General features: G+C 60.8%; 17 protein-coding genes. 13 read left to right on the top strand and 4 right to left on the bottom strand.

Annotated elements, in window-relative coordinates; all coding sequences use genetic code 11:
* Positions 1–10 precede the first annotated feature (10 nt).
* Positions 11–721: a GntR family transcriptional regulator gene (locus NKI64_RS12830; protein ID WP_023739522.1), complete on the bottom strand. Its 711-nt coding sequence runs from the start codon at positions 719–721 to the stop codon at positions 11–13.
* Positions 722–926: 205 nt separating this feature from the next.
* Here NKI64_RS12830 and NKI64_RS12835 point away from each other — a divergent pair, with 205 nt between their 5' ends.
* The 6 genes from NKI64_RS12835 (at position 927) to NKI64_RS12860 (ending at position 7518) form a co-directional block, all read left to right on the top strand.
* Entirely contained in the window at positions 927–2405 is a 1479-nt protein-coding gene (locus NKI64_RS12835; protein ID WP_023668101.1) for an ABC transporter substrate-binding protein, read from the top strand.
* Between the two features lie 81 nt (positions 2406–2486).
* Positions 2487–3446 carry a carbohydrate ABC transporter permease gene (locus NKI64_RS12840; protein ID WP_023733177.1) on the top strand — a complete coding sequence of 320 codons (960 nt, stop codon included), beginning with the start codon at positions 2487–2489 and terminating at the stop codon, positions 3444–3446.
* Positions 3443–4333: a carbohydrate ABC transporter permease gene (locus NKI64_RS12845; protein WP_023714612.1), complete on the top strand. Its 891-nt coding sequence runs from the start codon at positions 3443–3445 to the stop codon at positions 4331–4333. Before NKI64_RS12840 ends, NKI64_RS12845 begins: the two co-directional genes overlap by 4 nt.
* A 124-nt stretch (positions 4334–4457) precedes the next feature.
* Positions 4458–5555, top strand: coding sequence for an ABC transporter ATP-binding protein (locus NKI64_RS12850; RefSeq protein ID WP_023681188.1), 1098 nt, complete (start codon positions 4458–4460; stop codon positions 5553–5555).
* Positions 5556–5587: 32 nt separating this feature from the next.
* Positions 5588–6751, top strand: a complete 1164-nt coding sequence (locus tag NKI64_RS12855) for a mandelate racemase/muconate lactonizing enzyme family protein (protein WP_023754437.1) — start codon at positions 5588–5590, stop codon at positions 6749–6751.
* Positions 6752–6774: 23 nt separating this feature from the next.
* Positions 6775–7518 (top strand): ribonuclease activity regulator RraA, encoded by a 744-nt coding sequence (locus tag NKI64_RS12860; RefSeq protein ID WP_352668274.1) that lies wholly within the window; start codon positions 6775–6777, stop codon positions 7516–7518.
* A gap of 87 nt (positions 7519–7605) precedes the next feature.
* Here the strand turns inward: NKI64_RS12860 and NKI64_RS12865 are convergent, their stop codons facing one another.
* Positions 7606–8676, bottom strand: a complete 1071-nt coding sequence (locus NKI64_RS12865) for a DUF930 domain-containing protein (protein ID WP_023681185.1) — start codon at positions 8674–8676, stop codon at positions 7606–7608.
* Between the two features lie 141 nt (positions 8677–8817).
* A complete protein-coding gene (locus NKI64_RS12870) occupies positions 8818–8973 on the bottom strand; it encodes a YjiS-like domain-containing protein (protein WP_023681184.1) in 156 nt (51 codons plus the stop codon).
* A 235-nt stretch (positions 8974–9208) separates the two neighbouring features.
* On the opposite strand from NKI64_RS12870, the gene NKI64_RS12875 reads away from it, so the two are divergent.
* The 7 genes from NKI64_RS12875 to NKI64_RS12905 all read left to right on the top strand — a co-directional run bounded on the left by NKI64_RS12875 (position 9209) and on the right by NKI64_RS12905 (position 14836).
* Entirely contained in the window at positions 9209–10078 is an 870-nt protein-coding gene (locus NKI64_RS12875; RefSeq protein ID WP_023668092.1) for a LysR family transcriptional regulator, read from the top strand.
* A gap of 318 nt (positions 10079–10396) precedes the next feature.
* Complete coding sequence (ftsZ, locus tag NKI64_RS12880) at positions 10397–11377, top strand: cell division protein FtsZ (protein WP_023702103.1); 981 nt, start codon at positions 10397–10399, stop codon at positions 11375–11377.
* 451 nt (positions 11378–11828) lie between these two features.
* The gene (locus NKI64_RS12885) at positions 11829–12470 is read left to right on the top strand and encodes a hypothetical protein (protein ID WP_352668277.1); all 642 of its coding nucleotides are present in this window, start codon (positions 11829–11831) and stop codon (positions 12468–12470) included.
* A 183-nt stretch (positions 12471–12653) separates the two neighbouring features.
* The gene (locus tag NKI64_RS12890; RefSeq protein WP_352668372.1) at positions 12654–13625 is read left to right on the top strand and encodes an SDR family oxidoreductase; all 972 of its coding nucleotides are present in this window, start codon (positions 12654–12656) and stop codon (positions 13623–13625) included.
* Between the two features lie 269 nt (positions 13626–13894).
* Positions 13895–14212, top strand: coding sequence for a plasmid stabilization protein (locus NKI64_RS12895; RefSeq protein WP_352668280.1), 318 nt, complete (start codon positions 13895–13897; stop codon positions 14210–14212).
* Between the two features lie 26 nt (positions 14213–14238).
* On the top strand, positions 14239–14415 hold the full coding sequence (locus NKI64_RS12900; RefSeq protein ID WP_023704643.1) for a PCC domain-containing protein: 177 nt from the start codon (positions 14239–14241) through the stop codon (positions 14413–14415).
* Complete coding sequence (locus NKI64_RS12905) at positions 14408–14836, top strand: GFA family protein (protein WP_081839719.1); 429 nt, start codon at positions 14408–14410, stop codon at positions 14834–14836. The genes NKI64_RS12900 and NKI64_RS12905 overlap by 8 nt, the downstream gene beginning before the upstream one ends.
* An 84-nt stretch (positions 14837–14920) precedes the next feature.
* Here NKI64_RS12905 and NKI64_RS12910 read toward each other — a convergent pair whose 3' ends face one another.
* Positions 14921–16957 carry a PAS domain-containing hybrid sensor histidine kinase/response regulator gene (locus tag NKI64_RS12910; protein ID WP_245265500.1) on the bottom strand — a complete coding sequence of 679 codons (2037 nt, stop codon included), beginning with the start codon at positions 16955–16957 and terminating at the stop codon, positions 14921–14923.
* Positions 16958–16986 lie beyond the last annotated feature (29 nt).

The following is a 16986-nucleotide window of genomic DNA, read 5'->3' on the forward strand; positions in this document are numbered from 1 at the left end:
GCTGGAAACTCTATCCGGCCCGAGCGGCATTGCGCGCACGCATCTGTTCGAGGACGTGCCGACCGGAACCCTCGACATGGCGGGAAATGAGTTCGGCCGCCTCGTCGGCATTTCCCGCTCTGATATGCGCGATGAGCTCGCGGTGTTCACGCATAATGGCGGCCCGCCGCGCGAGCGTGAAATTGAAACGCCGGCTCACGGCTCGCAGCACTTCGCGATGCTTCCACCAAAGCTCGGCGGCATGGCGGTTGTAGTGGCGCTGGTACATCACGGTGTGGAAGGCGGTATCCAGTTCACTGTGCCGCAATGTGTCGGTGAAGTTGTTCTCTTCGATCAGAGCCTGGATGCGTTCGAGTTCGGCGATGTCCTCGCCGGTCGCCATGTTCACGAACCATCGCGTCAGGGCCGGCTCGATCAGGACTCCGATCTCGTAGATATCCCGGACAAAATCCTGGTCTATGGGCCGGACGCGCGCGCCACGGTTGGCGACAAAGGTGACGAAGCCCTCCCCTCGCAACAGCTGCAGCGCCTCGCGTACGGGGTTGGTCGAGGTGCCGTGACGCCGGGCGAGATCGGTGACCACAAGCCGTTCGTTGGCGGCGAGCCGTCCCTCGATGATGTCTTCCCGGATCAGCTCATAAAGCGAGGCGCCCTCGCTGGACGCCCCGATGGGATCAATCCCCACGGGTGGCTCTGCTTTGAAATCACTTGTTTCGGCCAAAGCCGGCTCCCCCGATTAGTACATCGCATGCTCGATATCATACACGCGTTTTGCAAACAATGTACGATCGGGTGCGTTGACAGGCAATCCACGATCTGAAAACGTACCAGATGATCGAAGGGATACATTGAGCAGAAGGACGCATCCCGCACGGTCGGACGAGCCCCTTGGCGCACAGCGGCATGGGAGAATCTGGGAGGATACTATGACGAGGATTACACTCGGCGGTGCCGTCCTGCGCGGCACTGTCGCCACTGCTTTGATGGCGTCGCTCATGTCGGGATCGGCGCTGGGTTCGCCGCCAGTCGATTTGAGCAAGTGGTCGCCGGAATATGTGCGCTCCATCGCCGGCACACAGGATTTCGACACGGCCGCCGATTGCGGCAAGGTCACTCCGCTCGACTACAAGGGGCGACTGACGTTCTGGTATCAGGGCGTGTTCGAGGGCGACCCCGACCTGCTGCGTCAGTACTACAAGGATTTCTTCGAGACCTTCCGCAAGACCTATCCGAACATCCAGCTCGAGGATCAGGCCCTCACCTACAACGACCTTCTCGACAAGTTCCGCACGGCGCTGCTGGGCAATGCCGCGCCGATGGCGGTCCGCCTGCAAATCCTGGGCGGAACCGAGTTCGCCTCGAAGGGTTATCTGCAGCCGCTCAAGCCGGAAGATGTGGGCTATCCCACAGAGGATTTCTGGCCCGGCGCCATGAAGGCGGTAACCTGGGATGGCGTGACCTACGGCATTCCCACCAACAATGAGACGATGGCGTTCATCTGGAACGCCGACATTTTCAAGCGTGCGGGCCTCGATCCGGACAAGGCTCCGGCTACCTGGGACGACGTCGTCAAATATTCCAAGCAGATCCATGACAAGCTCGGCATAGCCGGCTACGGCCTCGTGGCGCGCAAGAACGCCGGCAACACGCCGTACCGCTTCATGCCGCAACTATGGGCCTATGGCGGCGGTGTCTTCGACGAAGCCTCCGCGAACCCGACCTATAAGGAGGTCGAGCTCAATAGCCCGCAGAGCAAGGCGGCGTTGCAAGCCTCCTACGACATGTATGTTCGCGACAAGTCGGTTCCGGTTTCGGCCCTCACCAACCAGCAGGCCGATAACCAGCCCCTGTTCGTCGCCGGCCAACTCGGCATGATGGTCTCGCACCCGTCCGACTATAACGTCATGCTCGACCTGCAGAAGAAGGCAACGGGCGCCGACAAGGACAAGGCGCAGACTGTCATCGACAACATGCGCTATGGCCTGATTCCGACCGGCCCCGACGGCAAGCGGGCCGTCGTGTTTGGCGGCTCGAACATTCACATCCTGAAGCCCGAATATGTCGAGGGCGGCAAGGTGGACGAGCCGGCCGCAAAGGCCATCATCTGCATGTGGACGAGCCCTGAATGGTCGTTGAAGATGGCGTATGCCGGCTCGAACCCGGGCAACCTCAACGGCTTCAAGACCAAATGGATGAAGGAACGTCTGGACAACATCAAGTTCCTCGATGTCACCACCTCGATGTTGCCATACGGCATTCCGTTCCCGGCGCTGCCGCAATCGCCCGAGATCATGAATATCATCGTCCCGGACATGCTGCAGAACGCCCTGACCGGAGCGATGACCGTCGACCAGGCAGCGGACGACGCGGCCGAGAAGGTGAAGAACCTGATGGACGGACTCTAGTCCGGGCCTGACCTGCGATCCGACCGGCTGTGCCGACAGTGCGTGCAGCCGGTTTGCTCCTAACAACAAGGGCACGCCATCGTGACGATCGTGACCGGCAAGGCCGAGGCTCGCCGAAGATTGCAACCCGGTAGCTCCGGCATGCTGCGGAATATCTGGGAGCATCGCGCCGACTACGCATACGTGCTTCCAGCGATCGCCGTGATGCTCATCGTCATCGCCTATCCGATCTACTACACGGTCGAGCTGTCGTTCTTTAAGACGCCGCCTGGCCTGCAGCTCCGCGACAAGACCTTCATCGGATTGGACAACTACACGGCCATCCTCACCAGTCAGGTGTTCTGGAAAGTCACCTTGAACACCCTGATCTGGACGATCGCATCTACCTTCGTTGCCTTTGCCTTGGGATTTGCCGCCGCGCTGGCCCTCCACCGCGAGTTTATCGGCCGGGGTGTCCTGCGCGCTATCCTGATCATTCCCTGGGTCATCAGCGCGGTTGCCGCCTCCTATATCTGGAAGTGGATCTACCATTCGGACTTCGGCATCATCGGCGCGGTGCTGGTCGGCCTCGGATTGGCTGACCGGCCGCCGAACTTCATCGACAACGTCAGCACGGTGCTGCCCTCCTTGATTGTCGTCAATATCTGGCGCGAGTTTCCGTTTGCCATGATCATGATGATGGCCGGTTTGCAGACGGTCCCCGACCAGTTGTTGCGCGCCGCGGAAGTCGACGGGGCCAATGCATGGCAGCGTTTCTGGCACGTCACCTTCCCGCATCTGCGCAACGTCTCGACGGTGACGATCCTGCTGCTCGCAGTGGCCAATTTCAATTCCTTCATCATCCCGTGGATCATGACCGGTGGCGGGCCGTCGAACGCTTCGCACATCTGGATCACCCACATTTATGAGCTCGCCTTCGGCCGGCAGCGATGGGGCGTCGCATCGGCCTATTCGGTACTCCTGTTCCTCATGCTGATGGTGCTGGGCTACTTCTACGTCCGTGCGCTGGCCGGCAACGAGCGCAACGAGGGGAGCGCATGAGCACGATCGTCGAGACAGTCCCTCGACGTCCGGCCCGGCGCCGCATGCGCATCGACGGATGGCGTTGGGCCGGGCGCATCTTCCTCGTGTTCATGCTGCTTTACACCGCGTTGCCGATGATCTGGATGCTGATCACCTCGATCAAGTCCGGCTTCGCGGCGATGCAGTTCCCACCGCAATGGTGGCCGGAAGAGCCTACCCTGGCCAGCTACCAAAAGCTGCTCGATCCGCAAAACAGCGTCGGCCAGGACTTCCTGCGTTTTTTCTGGAACAGCCTCTACGTGTCGACCGTCACCACAATCCTTTCGGTGATCGTGGCCGTTCCTGCGGCCTACGCCTTTTCGCGCTTTCGTTTCCCCGGTCGAAACTTCCTGTTCTTCACCGTGCTTTTGCGCAACATGTTCCCGGCGGTGATCTTTCTCGTGCCGCTCTTCATCCTGATGCGCGCGATCGGGCTGGTGAACACGCATGGCTCGCTCATTCTCACCTATCTCACCTTCGGCCTGCCGCTGGCGATCTGGCTGCTCAAGGGCTTTTACGACAACATTCCGGTGCAGCTCGAGCAGGCGGCGCGGATCGATGGGGCGACCCGGTTCCAGGCCTTCATCCTGATCGTGATGCCTCTCTCGACGCCCGGAATCATCGCCACAGCTATCTATTCCTTCATTGGCGCCTGGAACGAGTACATCTATGCCTACACCTTCCTTTCCAAGAACGAGCAGTTGACCCTGCCGGTCGGCATACAGCGTTTCTTCTCGGAGAATACGACGGACTTTCCGGGCCTGATGGCGGCCAGCTTCATGATGAGCGTGCCCGTCGTGGTGCTGTTCCTCCTCCTGCAACGATACTTCGTACGCGCCCTTACAGAAGGCGCGGTCAAACACTAGAGCCGGATGATTTCAGGTCTGTTCGACCTCAAATCTGAATCCGCCTCTAAATCAAAGAGATAGAGCATGATGTCGTCCGAAAACCGCTTCACACTTTTCGGCATCATGCCGTAGGGAGTTGCCGATGGCCCACGTGGACCTGAGAGATCTCGTCAAGACCTATGGCGGCTTCAAAGCTGTCAACGACGTTTCGCTGACGGTCAATGACGGCGAGTTCGTTGCGCTCGTCGGCCCTTCGGGCTGCGGCAAGACAACCACGCTCAATCTTGTCGCGGGATTGATCCCGGTCACATCGGGCGACATCGTCATCGGCGACCGCGTGGTCAACGACCTCGACCCCAAGGACCGGGACATCGCGATGGTGTTCCAGAACTACGCGCTCTACCCGCAGAAATCGGTCTACAAGAACCTGGCGTTCCCGCTGCAGATGCGCAAGCTGCCCAGGGACGAGATCGACAGGAAGGTCAAGGAAGCGGCGCGCGTGCTCGACATGACGCACCTGCTCGAGCGCAAGCCGCGCGAACTTTCAGGCGGGCAGCAGCAACGTGTCGCCTTGGGGCGCGCCCTCGTCCGCGACCCTGCCGTTTTCCTTATGGACGAGCCGCTCTCCAACCTCGACGCCAAACTGCGCGTCCAGATGCGCTCGGAGATCAAGCGCTTCCACCAGGATCTCAAGGCGACCATCATCTATGTCACGCACGACCAGCTCGAAGCCGTGACCATGGCCGACAAGATGGCGGTGATGAACGGCGGCTACCTGTTGCAATACGATTCTCCGGCGCAGGTCTTTGCCCATCCGGTGAACATGTTCGTCGCCAGCTTCATCGGCAGCCCGGCGATGAGCCTTGTTCCACTGGAGGCATCGACAGCAAACGGCAACACTGCGTTGACCGGCGCGGAGGGCTGGAGCCTTGAGCTCTCGCCGCTCAACGCCCGGAAGGTTGCGGGGGCAACGTCGAGGAAAGTCGTGCTCGGCGCACGTCACTCGACCATCAGGCTCCACAAGAGCGCGGTGCCAGGCAGCGTCCCGGCCAGGGCCTATACAGTGGAGCCGACCGGAGACGTCACCTTCGTGCAGGCGTTGCTGTCAGGCGCCATCGTCAACATCAGCGTGTCCCCCAACATCGCCGTCGCACCTGACGAGCAGATCTGGCTCGAGTTCGACCAGGAGCGGCTGCATCTGTTCGATGGCGAAACTGAACTGGCCCTCAAGGCCGGCTGAGACAAGACGGGGGTTCATTGGGAACGTTGGGGATGACTGAAAAGCTTAAGATCACCGCGATCAAACCCTATCCTGTATGGGTTGGAACGCGTAATCAGATGCTCGTCAAGATCGAGACCGACCAGGGCGTCTTCGGCTGGGGCGAGAGCGGCTTGAGCGGGCGCGAAAAGGCCGTTGCCGGCGCGGTCGAGCATTTTCGCGAGTTTCTCATCGGCCGTGACCCGATGCAGATCGGGCGAATCTGGCAGGAGGCCTATCGCAGCCAGTACTTCGAAGGCGGGCGCGTTCTGCAGGCGGCTATCTCCGCCATCGACATCGCCCTTCACGACATCAAGGGCAAGGCGCTGGGGGTGCCGGTCTACGAACTGCTGGGCGGCAAGCAGCGCGACCGCATCCCCACCTTCGCCTCGACCGGAGACGAGGCCGAGGGCGACCTCGCCATCGAACGAGCCCGGGAGCTGCGCGCACGGGGGTGGCAGGCGATCCGCTTCTTCCCCGCAGGGCAAAGCAGCAGGGACATCTTCGAACCCCGCGAGTCGATCGGCGCTACCGCGAGCATGCTGAACAAGGCGCGCGAGGCGCTTGGCGACGACGTCGTTCTCGGCATCGACTATCATCATCGGCTGTCGGTGGCAGAGGCGGCGAGCTTCTGCAACAAGCTCGGCCGCGGCGTGCTTGATTTTCTCGAGGAGCCGATCCGCGACGAGACACCTGAAGCCTACGAATCCCTGCGCAGGATGACCGACATTCCCTTTGCCATCGGCGAGGAATTTGCCAGCAAGTGGCAGTTCCTGCCCTACATCGAGCGCGGCATCCATCAGTTCAACCGTCTCGATGTCTGCAATGTCGGCGGGCTCACCGAGGCGATGAAAGTCGCCGGCTGGAGCGAGGCGCACTATGTCGACCTGATGCCGCACAATCCGCTTGGTCCGGTGTGCACGGCCGCGACCCTACATCTCGCCGCCGCGGTACCCAACTTCGCGTGGCTCGAGACCAGGGAACCCGAGACGAAGCTGGGCTTCGACAATTCCGACTTCTTCCCCGTGCAGCCACGGCTCGACGGTCCCGACTATCCGGTCAGCGACCTGCCGGGCCTCGGCGTCGAGGTCAACGAAGCGGCGGTCCAGGCGGAGGCTTTTCGTTTCTGGGAAGCGCCTCACCTCAGGCGCCGGGACGGGTCTGTTACGAACTGGTAGTTCCATCTCAACCGGAGTCCACGATGACGCATATCCCTGACATCACGCGACCGCCCAAAGACCTCATTGACGCCCTGAGGGAAATCGGCGCCGCGACGGTCGCCGGCACGCTTGGCCATATGGGTTTCCGCAATCCTCACATGGTCGGTCCGGTGGCGCAGAACCATGGGAAGTCGATCGTCGGGCCGGCGCTGACGCTGCAGTTCCTGCCGCAGCGGCCGGACCTCTTCAGCGAGGGAGAATACGCCGACCCGGAAACGCAACTGCACCGGCACGTGCTCTATCACGCGCAGGAAGGCGATGTGGTCGTCGTCGACGCGCGCGGCGACATGAGCTCGGGCGTCTTCGGCGATATGATGTCGACCTATTTCAAGGGCAGAGGCGGCGCGGGCATCGTAATCGACGGCTGCATGCGCGACCGGCCCAATGTCGAGAAGCTCGATCTGCCCCTATGGCTGCGCGGCTGGACGCCCAACTACCATGTGCAAACCAGCATCTATCCGAACGCCGTCAACGTTCCGATAGCCTGTGGTGGTGTCACGGTGATCCCGGGCGACATTATCATCGCAGACGACGACGGGGCGGTTGTGCTTCCCGTCGCAATGGCGGCAAAGGTAATTGAAGAATCGAAAAAACATCACGATTGGGAGGAGTTCTCGCGCGAGAAGCTCATGCAGGGCGCCCCGCTGCAGCGCTACTATCCGCTGCACGACGATGCTCGCGGCGAATATGAGGAGTGGCGCAAAGCCAATCCAGTGAAGGGCTGAGGCCCGGCAGCAACGGCATTCGGCATGCAGCCGTTCAAGAGGTGATTGTTGCCCGCAATACGTGGGTTTTGAGACCCTTGCCTTCGGCTACATGCCTGGTCCCACTCGAAAACCCTGCCGACGGGCCTCCCGATCCAGAAAAACGCTTTCCTCGGGTGAAGCGGCGGCTCCGATACGGAAGGTGAAGGACGTCACATGCGTCGCATTGGTGTCGATCCCACAGTGAAAGCGCACATGATACCAAGTCGTCGCGGTACGAAAAGCGGTATCCGGGGCGTCCAGAAGATTGCCGACCTCTAGTGGAATGCTTGGGAGCAATACGGGGCGATAAGCGGCGTCGTTCAGTTGCTGACCCAGAAGATTGGAGCAAAGGTCGGCTACGCGTTGCCCCCGTGGCACGTCGGCCATCGAGTTCGTTGCGAAGGGATCGCCGGTAGCGCCTTTTGAAAAAAGCTTGCGAACACCCGGAAGCCCCGCATACGCTAGTGAGTTGGCCGTGGGGTTTGGCTCTGCGGCCTTTGCGCGCGGCGGCTTCGCGGCCTTCGCCGGGCTGGGTTTCGGTGCAGTGTCGGGTCTGGCCTCAGGCGCCTGAGCCGACGCAGGAAGCTCGATCTCACCGCCATCATCAGCCGAAGGTGTTGCAGCGGCCGATTCGTGCCTGTCGGCGTCAGGAGCTCCCGCCTCCTGTTTGTCAGCTTCCGGCTTCTCATCGATGCTGGCTGGCTCCGCCGGCTTTGCAGCGTCGGGCGTCGGTTCAGATCTGCTCTCCGCATCGGTTGGCGTGGCAGCCGGCTTGGGCTCGCTGTCCTTGGCGGTGGACGACGCTTGGTCCTGAGCGCTTCTCCCATCCAGCGATTTCCTGGGGCCGGTGTCTTTGTCACCGAACTGGAATGCAGGCTTCAGGACTTTCTCTGACGGCAGGTTGTCCGGTACCGACTTTTCGACCTTCTTTTCAGGCTGACTTTTGGCTTCGGGTTTCGGCTTTGGTGGTTCGGGCGGCGGCACGAGTGCGACATTGATAGGTTGCTCCTCCTGCGGCTGCTGGGCAGGAACGGGCAGGCCATAGACCAGGAACGCGGTGATGAGCGCATGCAGGACCAGCGATGCGGGCAAGGCCCACAGCAAAGTCCGCCGCCGCTCGGATGTCTCGGTCTTCATCCCTCACGATGTGGAGCGAAACTGCGGCGGCATCAAGCGTGGCAACCGTATTGGCGCATTCAGCCGCAGCTCAGCAGTGAGGAGACGACGCATGATTGCTTCTCGCCGCAGGCTCCATTCTCTGCATGCCCGCCTCCAATCTCAGCGACGCAGGCTGGCGTCGCGGGCACGCTCGCGGAGCTCTTCGCGAGAAAGGCCCGCATCCGCCAATATGCTGTCTGGAAGCCGCCTCAAGCTCGCAAGCGTCTGGCGATAGGCAAGCCAGCGGGCGAAACGGTGTCGAAGTTCATGCAACATGATCGTCTCCTTGGCGAGCGGGATACCCACGCTCTTGGATTGGTCGAAAACGCAAAGCAATCGCGCAAAGCGTATGCACGATCGAACGGATTGCGCTGACTGCCTGGCCAACCGAGGTGCCTGTCATTTTCCCGCCAGGGCAGAATTATCAAGCGCTTCCAATGCCTATATACTTGCGCGTGATGGCCGCTTCGCGCTACAGCCACGGTCGCAAGGAGTTTTTCATTTCTGCAAAATGGATATTGGCTGGGACGATCTGAGGTTGTTTCTCGACGTTGCGCGGCTGGGTGGCCTGAGCGCGGCGACGGCAACCACGCGCCTCAGCGCAGCCACACTCGGACGACGCGTCACCGCGCTCGAAAAGCAGATCGGCGAAGCGCTGTTCGTACGTCAGCAGACCGGCTACCGACTAACCCCGGTCGGTGAAGAACTGCTGCGGCGCGCCGAAGACGTCGAAGCAGCAATGCAGTCGCTAACCCGCTGGCGCGAGGGAAACCTGCCCGACCGCATTGTCCGCGTCTCGGCCGGGCCATGGACCTCGGCCTTCGTTTCCACCCATATCGGCGAAATCTGGACCGTCGATGACGGCATCAGGGTGGAACTCGTCACCACCACCGACCGGGTCGACATCGGTCGCCGCGCCGCCGATATCGGCATCCGCAGCGAGCGCCCGACCGAACAGTGGCTGGCCGGCCGTCAGAGCGGCAAGGTCGCGTATGCCATCTATTCCGGACGCCACCTGATCAACGGCATCGCCGCCGGGTTGTTCGTCGGCGTCACCGGCGAAGGGGCAAACATTGCCTCGGCGCGCTGGCTGCAAGCCCATCACGGCGATCGCATCGCCGTGCGCGGCAACAACACCCATTCAGTGCGCGAATTGGTGGCCGCAGGCGCCGGCCTTTCGATCTTTCCGTGCTTCGTCGGTGACAGCGATCCGCGGCTGGTTCGCGTCGCTCATCCTATCCCAGAACTCGAAACCGACCAGTGGATCGTCACCCACCATGAGGAACGCCACTCCCCGCCGGTACGAAAGATTGCCGACCGGATTGCCGCTCTGATGCGGGCCCATCAGCCGTTGTTTCGCGGCAAGATGCCGATCCGCTAAGCGTCAGGCGTCGATCGGCCGCCAGATTCTCAAGGTTCTGGCGCGTGAGGCGGGCGCGTGAAGCTTGAAGGGGTTGGATCCCGGATTGTGGATTTTGGCTGGCCAGAAGCCGGGCCAATCCCGGAAATCGGCTGGAGACTCGTCCAAAAGGTCGGCTCGTTCAGGCGTATATGGTACAAGTCCCACATCTTGTCTTGCCGCAAAGTTCACCCTCTGATTCCCTGTGCCAAGGCGATAGAACCTGATTCTTGCACCTGGCGTGTTCAAGCGGCGCGTTCCGGGAACTTTTTTGTCGATCAATTCCAAGGAGACAAGACGATGAGCACCGCGGCAAGGCCCGTCATCTCGGAAATGCGGCCGAAGATAACCGTTATCGGTGTGGGCGGTGGCGGCGGCAACGCGGTCAACAACATGATTGCCGAAAATCTGCAGGGTGCGGAGTTCATCGTCGCCAACACCGATGCCCAGGCACTGACCATGTCGAAAGCATCGCGGCTGATCCAGCTGGGCGCCCATGTCACGGAAGGCCTGGGCGCCGGGTCGCTGCCCGCGGTCGGCCGCGCGGCAGCCGAGGAATCGATCGACGAGATCAGGGACCACCTTGCGGGAACCCATATGTGCTTCGTGACCGCCGGCATGGGAGGCGGAACTGGAACCGGTGCCGCGCCCGTCATAGCGAACGCTGCACGGGCAGCCGGCATCCTGACGGTGGCGGTCGTCACCAAGCCGTTCACCTTCGAAGGGAAGCGCCGTATGCAAGCCGCCGAAGAGGGCATCGAGCAGCTTCGCGAATGCGCCGATACCGTGATCGTTATTCCGAACCAGAACCTCTTCAGGATCGCTGACGCAAAGACGACTTTCGCGGACGCCTTCGCCATGGCTGATCGCGTCCTTTATTCCGGCGTCGGCTGCATAACCGATCTCATCGTCAAGGAGGGGCTGATCAATCTCGACTTCGCTGACGTGAAGTCGGTGATGCGCGACATGGGCCGCGCAATGATGGGTACCGGGGAAGCCACGGGCGAGGACCGCGCCAGGAAGGCCGCCGAAGCGGCGATAGCCAACCCGCTTCTCGACGAAGCCTCGATGATCGGCGCCAAGGGCGTCCTGGTCTCGATCTCGGGCGGCATGGACATGACGCTGTTCGAAGTCGATGAGGCCGCCACCCGCATCCGCGAGGAGGTCGACGCCGACGCCGACATCATCGTCGGCGCCATATTCGACCGGGCACTCGCCGGAAAATTCAGGGTCTCAGTCGTCGCGACAGGATTGCGGCAGGGCCTGGAGATACCGCAGTAGGCAGGATCCGGGCTGCTGATTTATGACTCTGGTGGACGTGGTCATGGGCTTCGCCACCGAAAAGTCGGCCCGCAAGCCGCACCATTGAACTTGCCGGTGAATTCGCGTTGCCGGCCTAGAGACCGAATTTGTTTCGAGGCAGCTGCCACGAATGCGCGAACTCGCGTCAGCGCCGCCGCGGAACCGCTCCAACTGCAACCGCGCCGCGAATGCGCTTCGACCACGATCCCCAACAGGAGGCCATACAGATTGACCACGGCAGACATTTCGCCTGCGATATGGCCAGCATCTGCTGACCACATGATCGGCCCTTTCTGATCGGTGATGCGGGCTCGCTGGATATGGCACAATAAACCGGCATGGGTCAGGCGTCGGGAGCATCCAGTGGCGGCCAGCCTCGCAAGCACTATATCGAAGAAAAACTCAGGTCGACCCGACAGGAGCATACTCCATGGCTGACACGCCGATACCCGATGCTTCGTTTCTCGCGGCCCTGACGACAGAGCATTTCGTGCAGCAGACAGCGATCAGCACGTCCATAAGTGAAATGGCGTCGCGAACGACCATCTACATTATGTCTCTGTCGAGCGCTCTGGTGGCAACGGGCTTTGTTACGCAGTCCTCCGAGTTCTTCCTGCCGTTTGTCGCGGTTGTGCTGCCATCGGTCTTTTTACTGGGTGCCTTTACCGTCTTGAGGTTGGTCGACATCGCCGCTGAGAACATGCAGGCCCATATCGGCATTGCCCGGATCAGAGCCTACTATCGAACTTTGGGCGACGAGGCTGCCTTCCAGTTTTCCAAGGAATTCGGTCGCTGGCCCGAAAATGACGCCGAACCTTCTCTTCGTACTGGGCCTCTCCTGGCGTACCTGACCACTGCAGCGACTATGATCGCATTCATAAATGCCATCGTCGCTGCGGCCGGCGTTACTCTGCTTGCGTTTCGTGTCGGTGCAGAACTATTGCTCGCGCTGTGTCTTGGTGCTGGAACAGCAATCGGCTTGATGACGATTTTCTATTTATACCAGCGCCTCCGGACGAAAGGCATGGTCCGCATTGCCAAACCCTATGGTTCTGAAAAGAGCGCGCTTTGAGCGGGTAATGAATGTGGTGTTTGTCTGAACGCCACCGGCATGGCAATTCCGGTCTCATTGACGACCAATGCTCCACGCTCCTCGCGGGCTGTTCGCAATGGCGAGCCCTTTCGGGATCGAGATATTTGCGCAAACTTTTTTGCCCGGCATGCGTTGTTCGTTCTCCGAGCACAGGAGAAAGCCATGCAGACTAAGTCGCAGACTTCAGCTGAAGCCGCCAAGCAACGCCATATCCAGCGTGGTATCGACGCCAAAGACGAGACGAAGAGCAATGGCAAAATGCAACAAGCGATGCAAGCCGGCGCCCGCAAATATCCCGAGCCGCCTTTTCCCGAGCAGCATCAACCCAAACCGGGGCATGAATGGGCGATCGAGCCCGCTCCGCTCTACGATGCGCCTTACTACCTCGGATCGAAAAAACTCGACGACAAGGTAGCGCTTATCACGGGTGGTGATTCCGGCATCGGCCGTTCCGTGGCAGTCTTGTTCGCCCGCGAGGGCGCCGACATTGCGATCGTATACTTGAGTGAAGACAGGGACGCCGAAGCGACCAAAAACGCCGTCGAAAAGGAAGGCCGGCGTTGCATACTGATAAAAGCCGATCTCAGTGAACGCGAGCATTGCCGCAACGCCGTGGCGCTGACGGTCGAAAAATTCGGCAGGATCGACGTGCTGGTCAACAACGCCGCTTTCCAAATCCATTCCAGTGACTTCAACGACCTGACCGAGGAACATTTCGACACGACGCTGAAGACCAATCTTTACGGCTATTTTCATATGGCGCAGGAGAGCGTGCCGCACATGGAGCCGGGCTCCGCGATCATCAATACCGGTTCGGTGACCGGCATCGACGGTTCCAAGCAACTGGTTGACTATTCGATGACCAAGGGCGGCATTCATGCCTTCACGCGAGCGCTTTCGGGCAATCTGATCGGCAAGGGCATCCGGGTAAACGCGGTCGCGCCAGGTCCGGTGTGGACGCCGCTCAACCCTTCGGACAAGGAAGCCGACGACGTCTCGAAATTCGGCGCGGATACGCCGATGAAACGGCCAGCGCAACCGGAAGAACTTGCCCCGGCTTACGTGTTCCTCGCCTCGTCGCATTGCTCGAGTTACATCACGGGAGAGATCCTGCCGGTGGTCGGTGGCTACTGAGGTCGCGGAACGTATTTCGTTGCATTGGGCTACCGAGTAGACGGCACGCGACGACGTCGTCTCCAGGGAGACGCTTGCCGCGCTCGATCGCTTCAAGAAACGCGTGATCGGTGCCGTGCGCCGCCGCTACACGGCACCCGCCACGGCTCCGGAGCAATAGCGCTCCGTGTTGGTCGAAATCCTCGCTCGCGTTTTCAATTTTCTGAATTTCCGCTTGGAACTCTCCCGCCGGCATACCGTTCAAACATCATTGAGCCAGGAGAACGACCATGCCACGAGGCGACAAATCGAAATACAGCGACAAACAGGAACGCACAGCCGACCACATTGCCGCAGGCTATGAGAAGCGCGGTGTTTCCGAGAAGGAATCCGAGCGCCGGGCATGGGCGACCATCAACAAGGACGATGGCGGCGGCAAGAAAGAAGGCGGCTCGGGTCGTGGTAAACACACCGGACACCCCGCGGCCCACAAGGGTGGGAAAAGCGGCGGCAAGGCATCGGCTTCACGGTCAGCCGAAAGCCGATCGGAATCGGCAAAGAAGGCAGCGGCAACCCGCAAGCGGAATGCCGAGCACCATGCCCATTAACTGCCCCGCAACAGGTTCGGAACGCCATGAAACCCAAGCTCGTCAATCAGGTCAGCGGGCAAAGGACTTTCGTCGTCGTGCTCGACCTCGGCGACGAAGGCTTCGGTGCGCTGACAGCCTTCGCAACCGACCAAAACCTCGGCAGTGCCTCTTTGACTGCGATCGGAGCGTTCGGCGCCGCCTTGATCGATCTTAATGCGTGAGGTTGGCAAGCGCCTACCCGGCTCCTTGGCCATCAAGGGCGGATGTCTCTGTGGCAGGATCCGATTCAGCGCCGGGATCGAACCGAGGGTTCACTACTGCCACTGCGATATGTGCAGACGAGCGACCGGCAGCGCGTTTGCAGTTCTTGCCTGGATGCCCTGCCAAAGCCTGACCTGGAATTCCGGAACGCCAACATATCGAAGGTCTTCGCCGATCGCGCAAAGAGGCTTCTGCCCAGAATGCGGGTCGCCGCTCAGCCTTTGCTATGACGCGTCGCCAACCGAGATCGCGCTGCACGTCGGTACCTTCGATGATCCGGCTCATCTGGAGCCTCGGTACAACTATGGTTCAGCGCAGCGCCTTGGTTGGGTGTGCTGCGGAATAGACCTACCGGACCGCGACACCGAGGAACGCTGGTAGCGCCGCCTGTTGCGAATGACCAAGATTGCCGATCAGGAATGCGGCCCTTTGCGACGTGGCCAGACCGTTGACAACCCCTAAGCGCTAGCCGGTTTTGATCCTTTGGGGGGCCGCATTCTCTATCGCGAGGAAAATCGCTTCGAACAGATCCTCGTCCCGGAAGGGCTTGCCGAGCAAGGGCACGTCGGCTGGCCGATCGGCAATCTCCCGGGCATCGGCATAGCCCGTGATCATGACCGCTGGCCAGTCCGAGCGCAAATTGCGCGCGAAGCGGATCACGTCGACGCCGGATACGAGTGGCATGGCGAAATCGGTGATAATGACGTCGAACTCGTCGGGAGTGCGCTCCATCATGGCCAGCGCCTCCGCCCCTCCTCCCGCGCAGGTCACCTCGAAACCACGCTGGCGAAGGGACTCGGCGGTCAATTGCCGCAAAACATGGCTGTCGTCGATCAGGAGGATTGATGGGTGCTCCATCCCGGCATCGGCGAACGCTCGTTCAATGTCGGGTTCCACCACAGGATCGACCGGCTGTTCGGTCGATCGTGGCAGCCAGAGTTGCATGGTAGTTCCGCGGTTGACGACGCTTTCTATGCGAAGTGTCCCACCTGACTGCTTCATGAAGCCGTAGACCGTGCTGAGGCCGAGGCCCGTTCCCTTACCGACCGGCTTGGTGGTGAAGAACGGTTCGACGACCTTGGCGACAAGATCGGGGGGTATGCCGGATCCGGTGTCCTTGACGGCGATCATGACATAGTCGCCCGGCGGAATATCCTCTGTTGGCGTCCCGATCGATCGATTCTGCGCATGCACGGTTATTGTCCCGCCAGAGGGCATGGCGTCACGCGCGTTGAAAACCAGATTCATCAAGGCCAATTCAAGTTGGCCTGCATCGACATGCACCGGCCAGATCGTGTCATCGATCTGCCAGTCGAAACGGATCAACCCCCCCAGCACGGGCGCCACCAATCCGTTCATCGTGTCGTTCAGCGCAGCAAGGCGCACCGCTTCCGGCTTCAGGGTCTGGCGCCGCGAGAATGCCAGCATTCGCGCCACAAGGTCAGCGCCTTGTTTTGCAGAACGCCGCGTCAGGTCGAGTACCTGTTGCGCCTGATCATCCAACGTGGCTCGGCGTTCAAGCAGCCCTAACCCACTGAGAATTGCGGCGAGCAGGTTGTTGAAATCATGCGCCAGGCCGCCGGTTAGCTTGCCGATAGCGTCGATGCGCTGGGATTGAAGCAGCTGATCCTCAAGACCGCGCCGCTCGGTGATGTCAAGCAATGTGCCGATGATTTCCGGTTCACGGCCATCTAAGCCGTCCGACATCACCCCCTGGTCGAGAAAAATGCGATACTCGCCATTGGCGCATTGCCAGCGGAACTCGCACGTATAGGAGCCGGTGGTTTTTGCCGCCAGCAGCGCTTCCCTCAATCGCGGCAGGTCGTCCGGATGAACGCGGCTGAGACCGAACTCTGGATCCGATGTCAGGTATTCAGGCGCAAAGCCGGTCAAGCGCTCGACGCCCTCCGTAACAAAGCGCGCCGCAAAGGGCGGCTCGGCTGCCCGAGCATGAAAGCAGACCGGCAACGAATTCAGGATGGCGTCCTGCCGTTGCTCGGCGCTGCGCAGCGCGCGTTCGGCCTGAAGCTTGTCCTTATGCGCCTGCAACGCCTGCGCCAATAGTCCCTGCTCGACCTCCGCCTTGCGCTGGATCTCGAGCGTCTTCTCGTGGAGTTCGACGAAAACCGCGACTTTCGAACGCAGCATGATCGGATCGAATGGCTTGAACACATAGTCGACTGCGCCGGCGTCGTAGCCGCGCAGCATATGCGCATCCTCCTTGTTGATGGCGGTCAAGAAGATGATTGGGGTGCGCTTGGATTGCTCGCGCTGGCGGATAAGTGCGGCCGTTTCATACCCGTCCAACCCTGGCATGAGGACATCCAGGAGAATGACGGCGAACTCCTCTTTCAGCAGAAAGCGCAGAGCCTCTTCGCCCGATTGGGCGCAGATGACCTCTCCGATAGTCGCGAGCACTTCGCTGATCGCCAGCAGATTGCGCTCATCGTCGTCCACCGCCAGGATGCGGGCTCTTGCCGGCCCTTCGGCAAGAGCTGCCACCTCAAGTTTCCTTACCCTGTTTCTTGCCA

It is taken from the genome of Mesorhizobium sp. M0478 (assembly GCF_040321305.1).
Taxonomy (GTDB): domain Bacteria; phylum Pseudomonadota; class Alphaproteobacteria; order Rhizobiales; family Rhizobiaceae; genus Mesorhizobium.

Bases quoted from the DNA above. Each gene is read 5' to 3' on its own strand.
- NKI64_RS12835 (WP_023668101.1), top strand. From the start codon at position 927: ATGACGAGGATTACACTCGGCGGTGCCGTCCTGCGCGGCACTGTCGCC.
- NKI64_RS12845 (WP_023714612.1), top strand. From the start codon at position 3,443: ATGAGCACGATCGTCGAGACAGTCCCTCGACGTCCGGCCCGGCGCCGC.
- NKI64_RS12850 (WP_023681188.1), top strand. From the start codon at position 4,458: ATGGCCCACGTGGACCTGAGAGATCTCGTCAAGACCTATGGCGGCTTC.
- NKI64_RS12855 (WP_023754437.1), top strand. From the start codon at position 5,588: ATGACTGAAAAGCTTAAGATCACCGCGATCAAACCCTATCCTGTATGG.
- NKI64_RS12860 (WP_352668274.1), top strand. From the start codon at position 6,775: ATGACGCATATCCCTGACATCACGCGACCGCCCAAAGACCTCATTGAC.
- NKI64_RS12865 (WP_023681185.1), bottom strand. From the start codon at position 8,676: ATGAAGACCGAGACATCCGAGCGGCGGCGGACTTTGCTGTGGGCCTTG.
- NKI64_RS12870 (WP_023681184.1), bottom strand. From the start codon at position 8,973: ATGTTGCATGAACTTCGACACCGTTTCGCCCGCTGGCTTGCCTATCGC.
- NKI64_RS12875 (WP_023668092.1), top strand. From the start codon at position 9,209: ATGGATATTGGCTGGGACGATCTGAGGTTGTTTCTCGACGTTGCGCGG.
- ftsZ (WP_023702103.1), top strand. From the start codon at position 10,397: ATGAGCACCGCGGCAAGGCCCGTCATCTCGGAAATGCGGCCGAAGATA.
- NKI64_RS12885 (WP_352668277.1), top strand. From the start codon at position 11,829: ATGGCTGACACGCCGATACCCGATGCTTCGTTTCTCGCGGCCCTGACG.
- NKI64_RS12890 (WP_352668372.1), top strand. From the start codon at position 12,654: ATGCAGACTAAGTCGCAGACTTCAGCTGAAGCCGCCAAGCAACGCCAT.
- NKI64_RS12895 (WP_352668280.1), top strand. From the start codon at position 13,895: ATGCCACGAGGCGACAAATCGAAATACAGCGACAAACAGGAACGCACA.
- NKI64_RS12900 (WP_023704643.1), top strand. From the start codon at position 14,239: ATGAAACCCAAGCTCGTCAATCAGGTCAGCGGGCAAAGGACTTTCGTC.
- NKI64_RS12905 (WP_081839719.1), top strand. From the start codon at position 14,408: ATGCGTGAGGTTGGCAAGCGCCTACCCGGCTCCTTGGCCATCAAGGGC.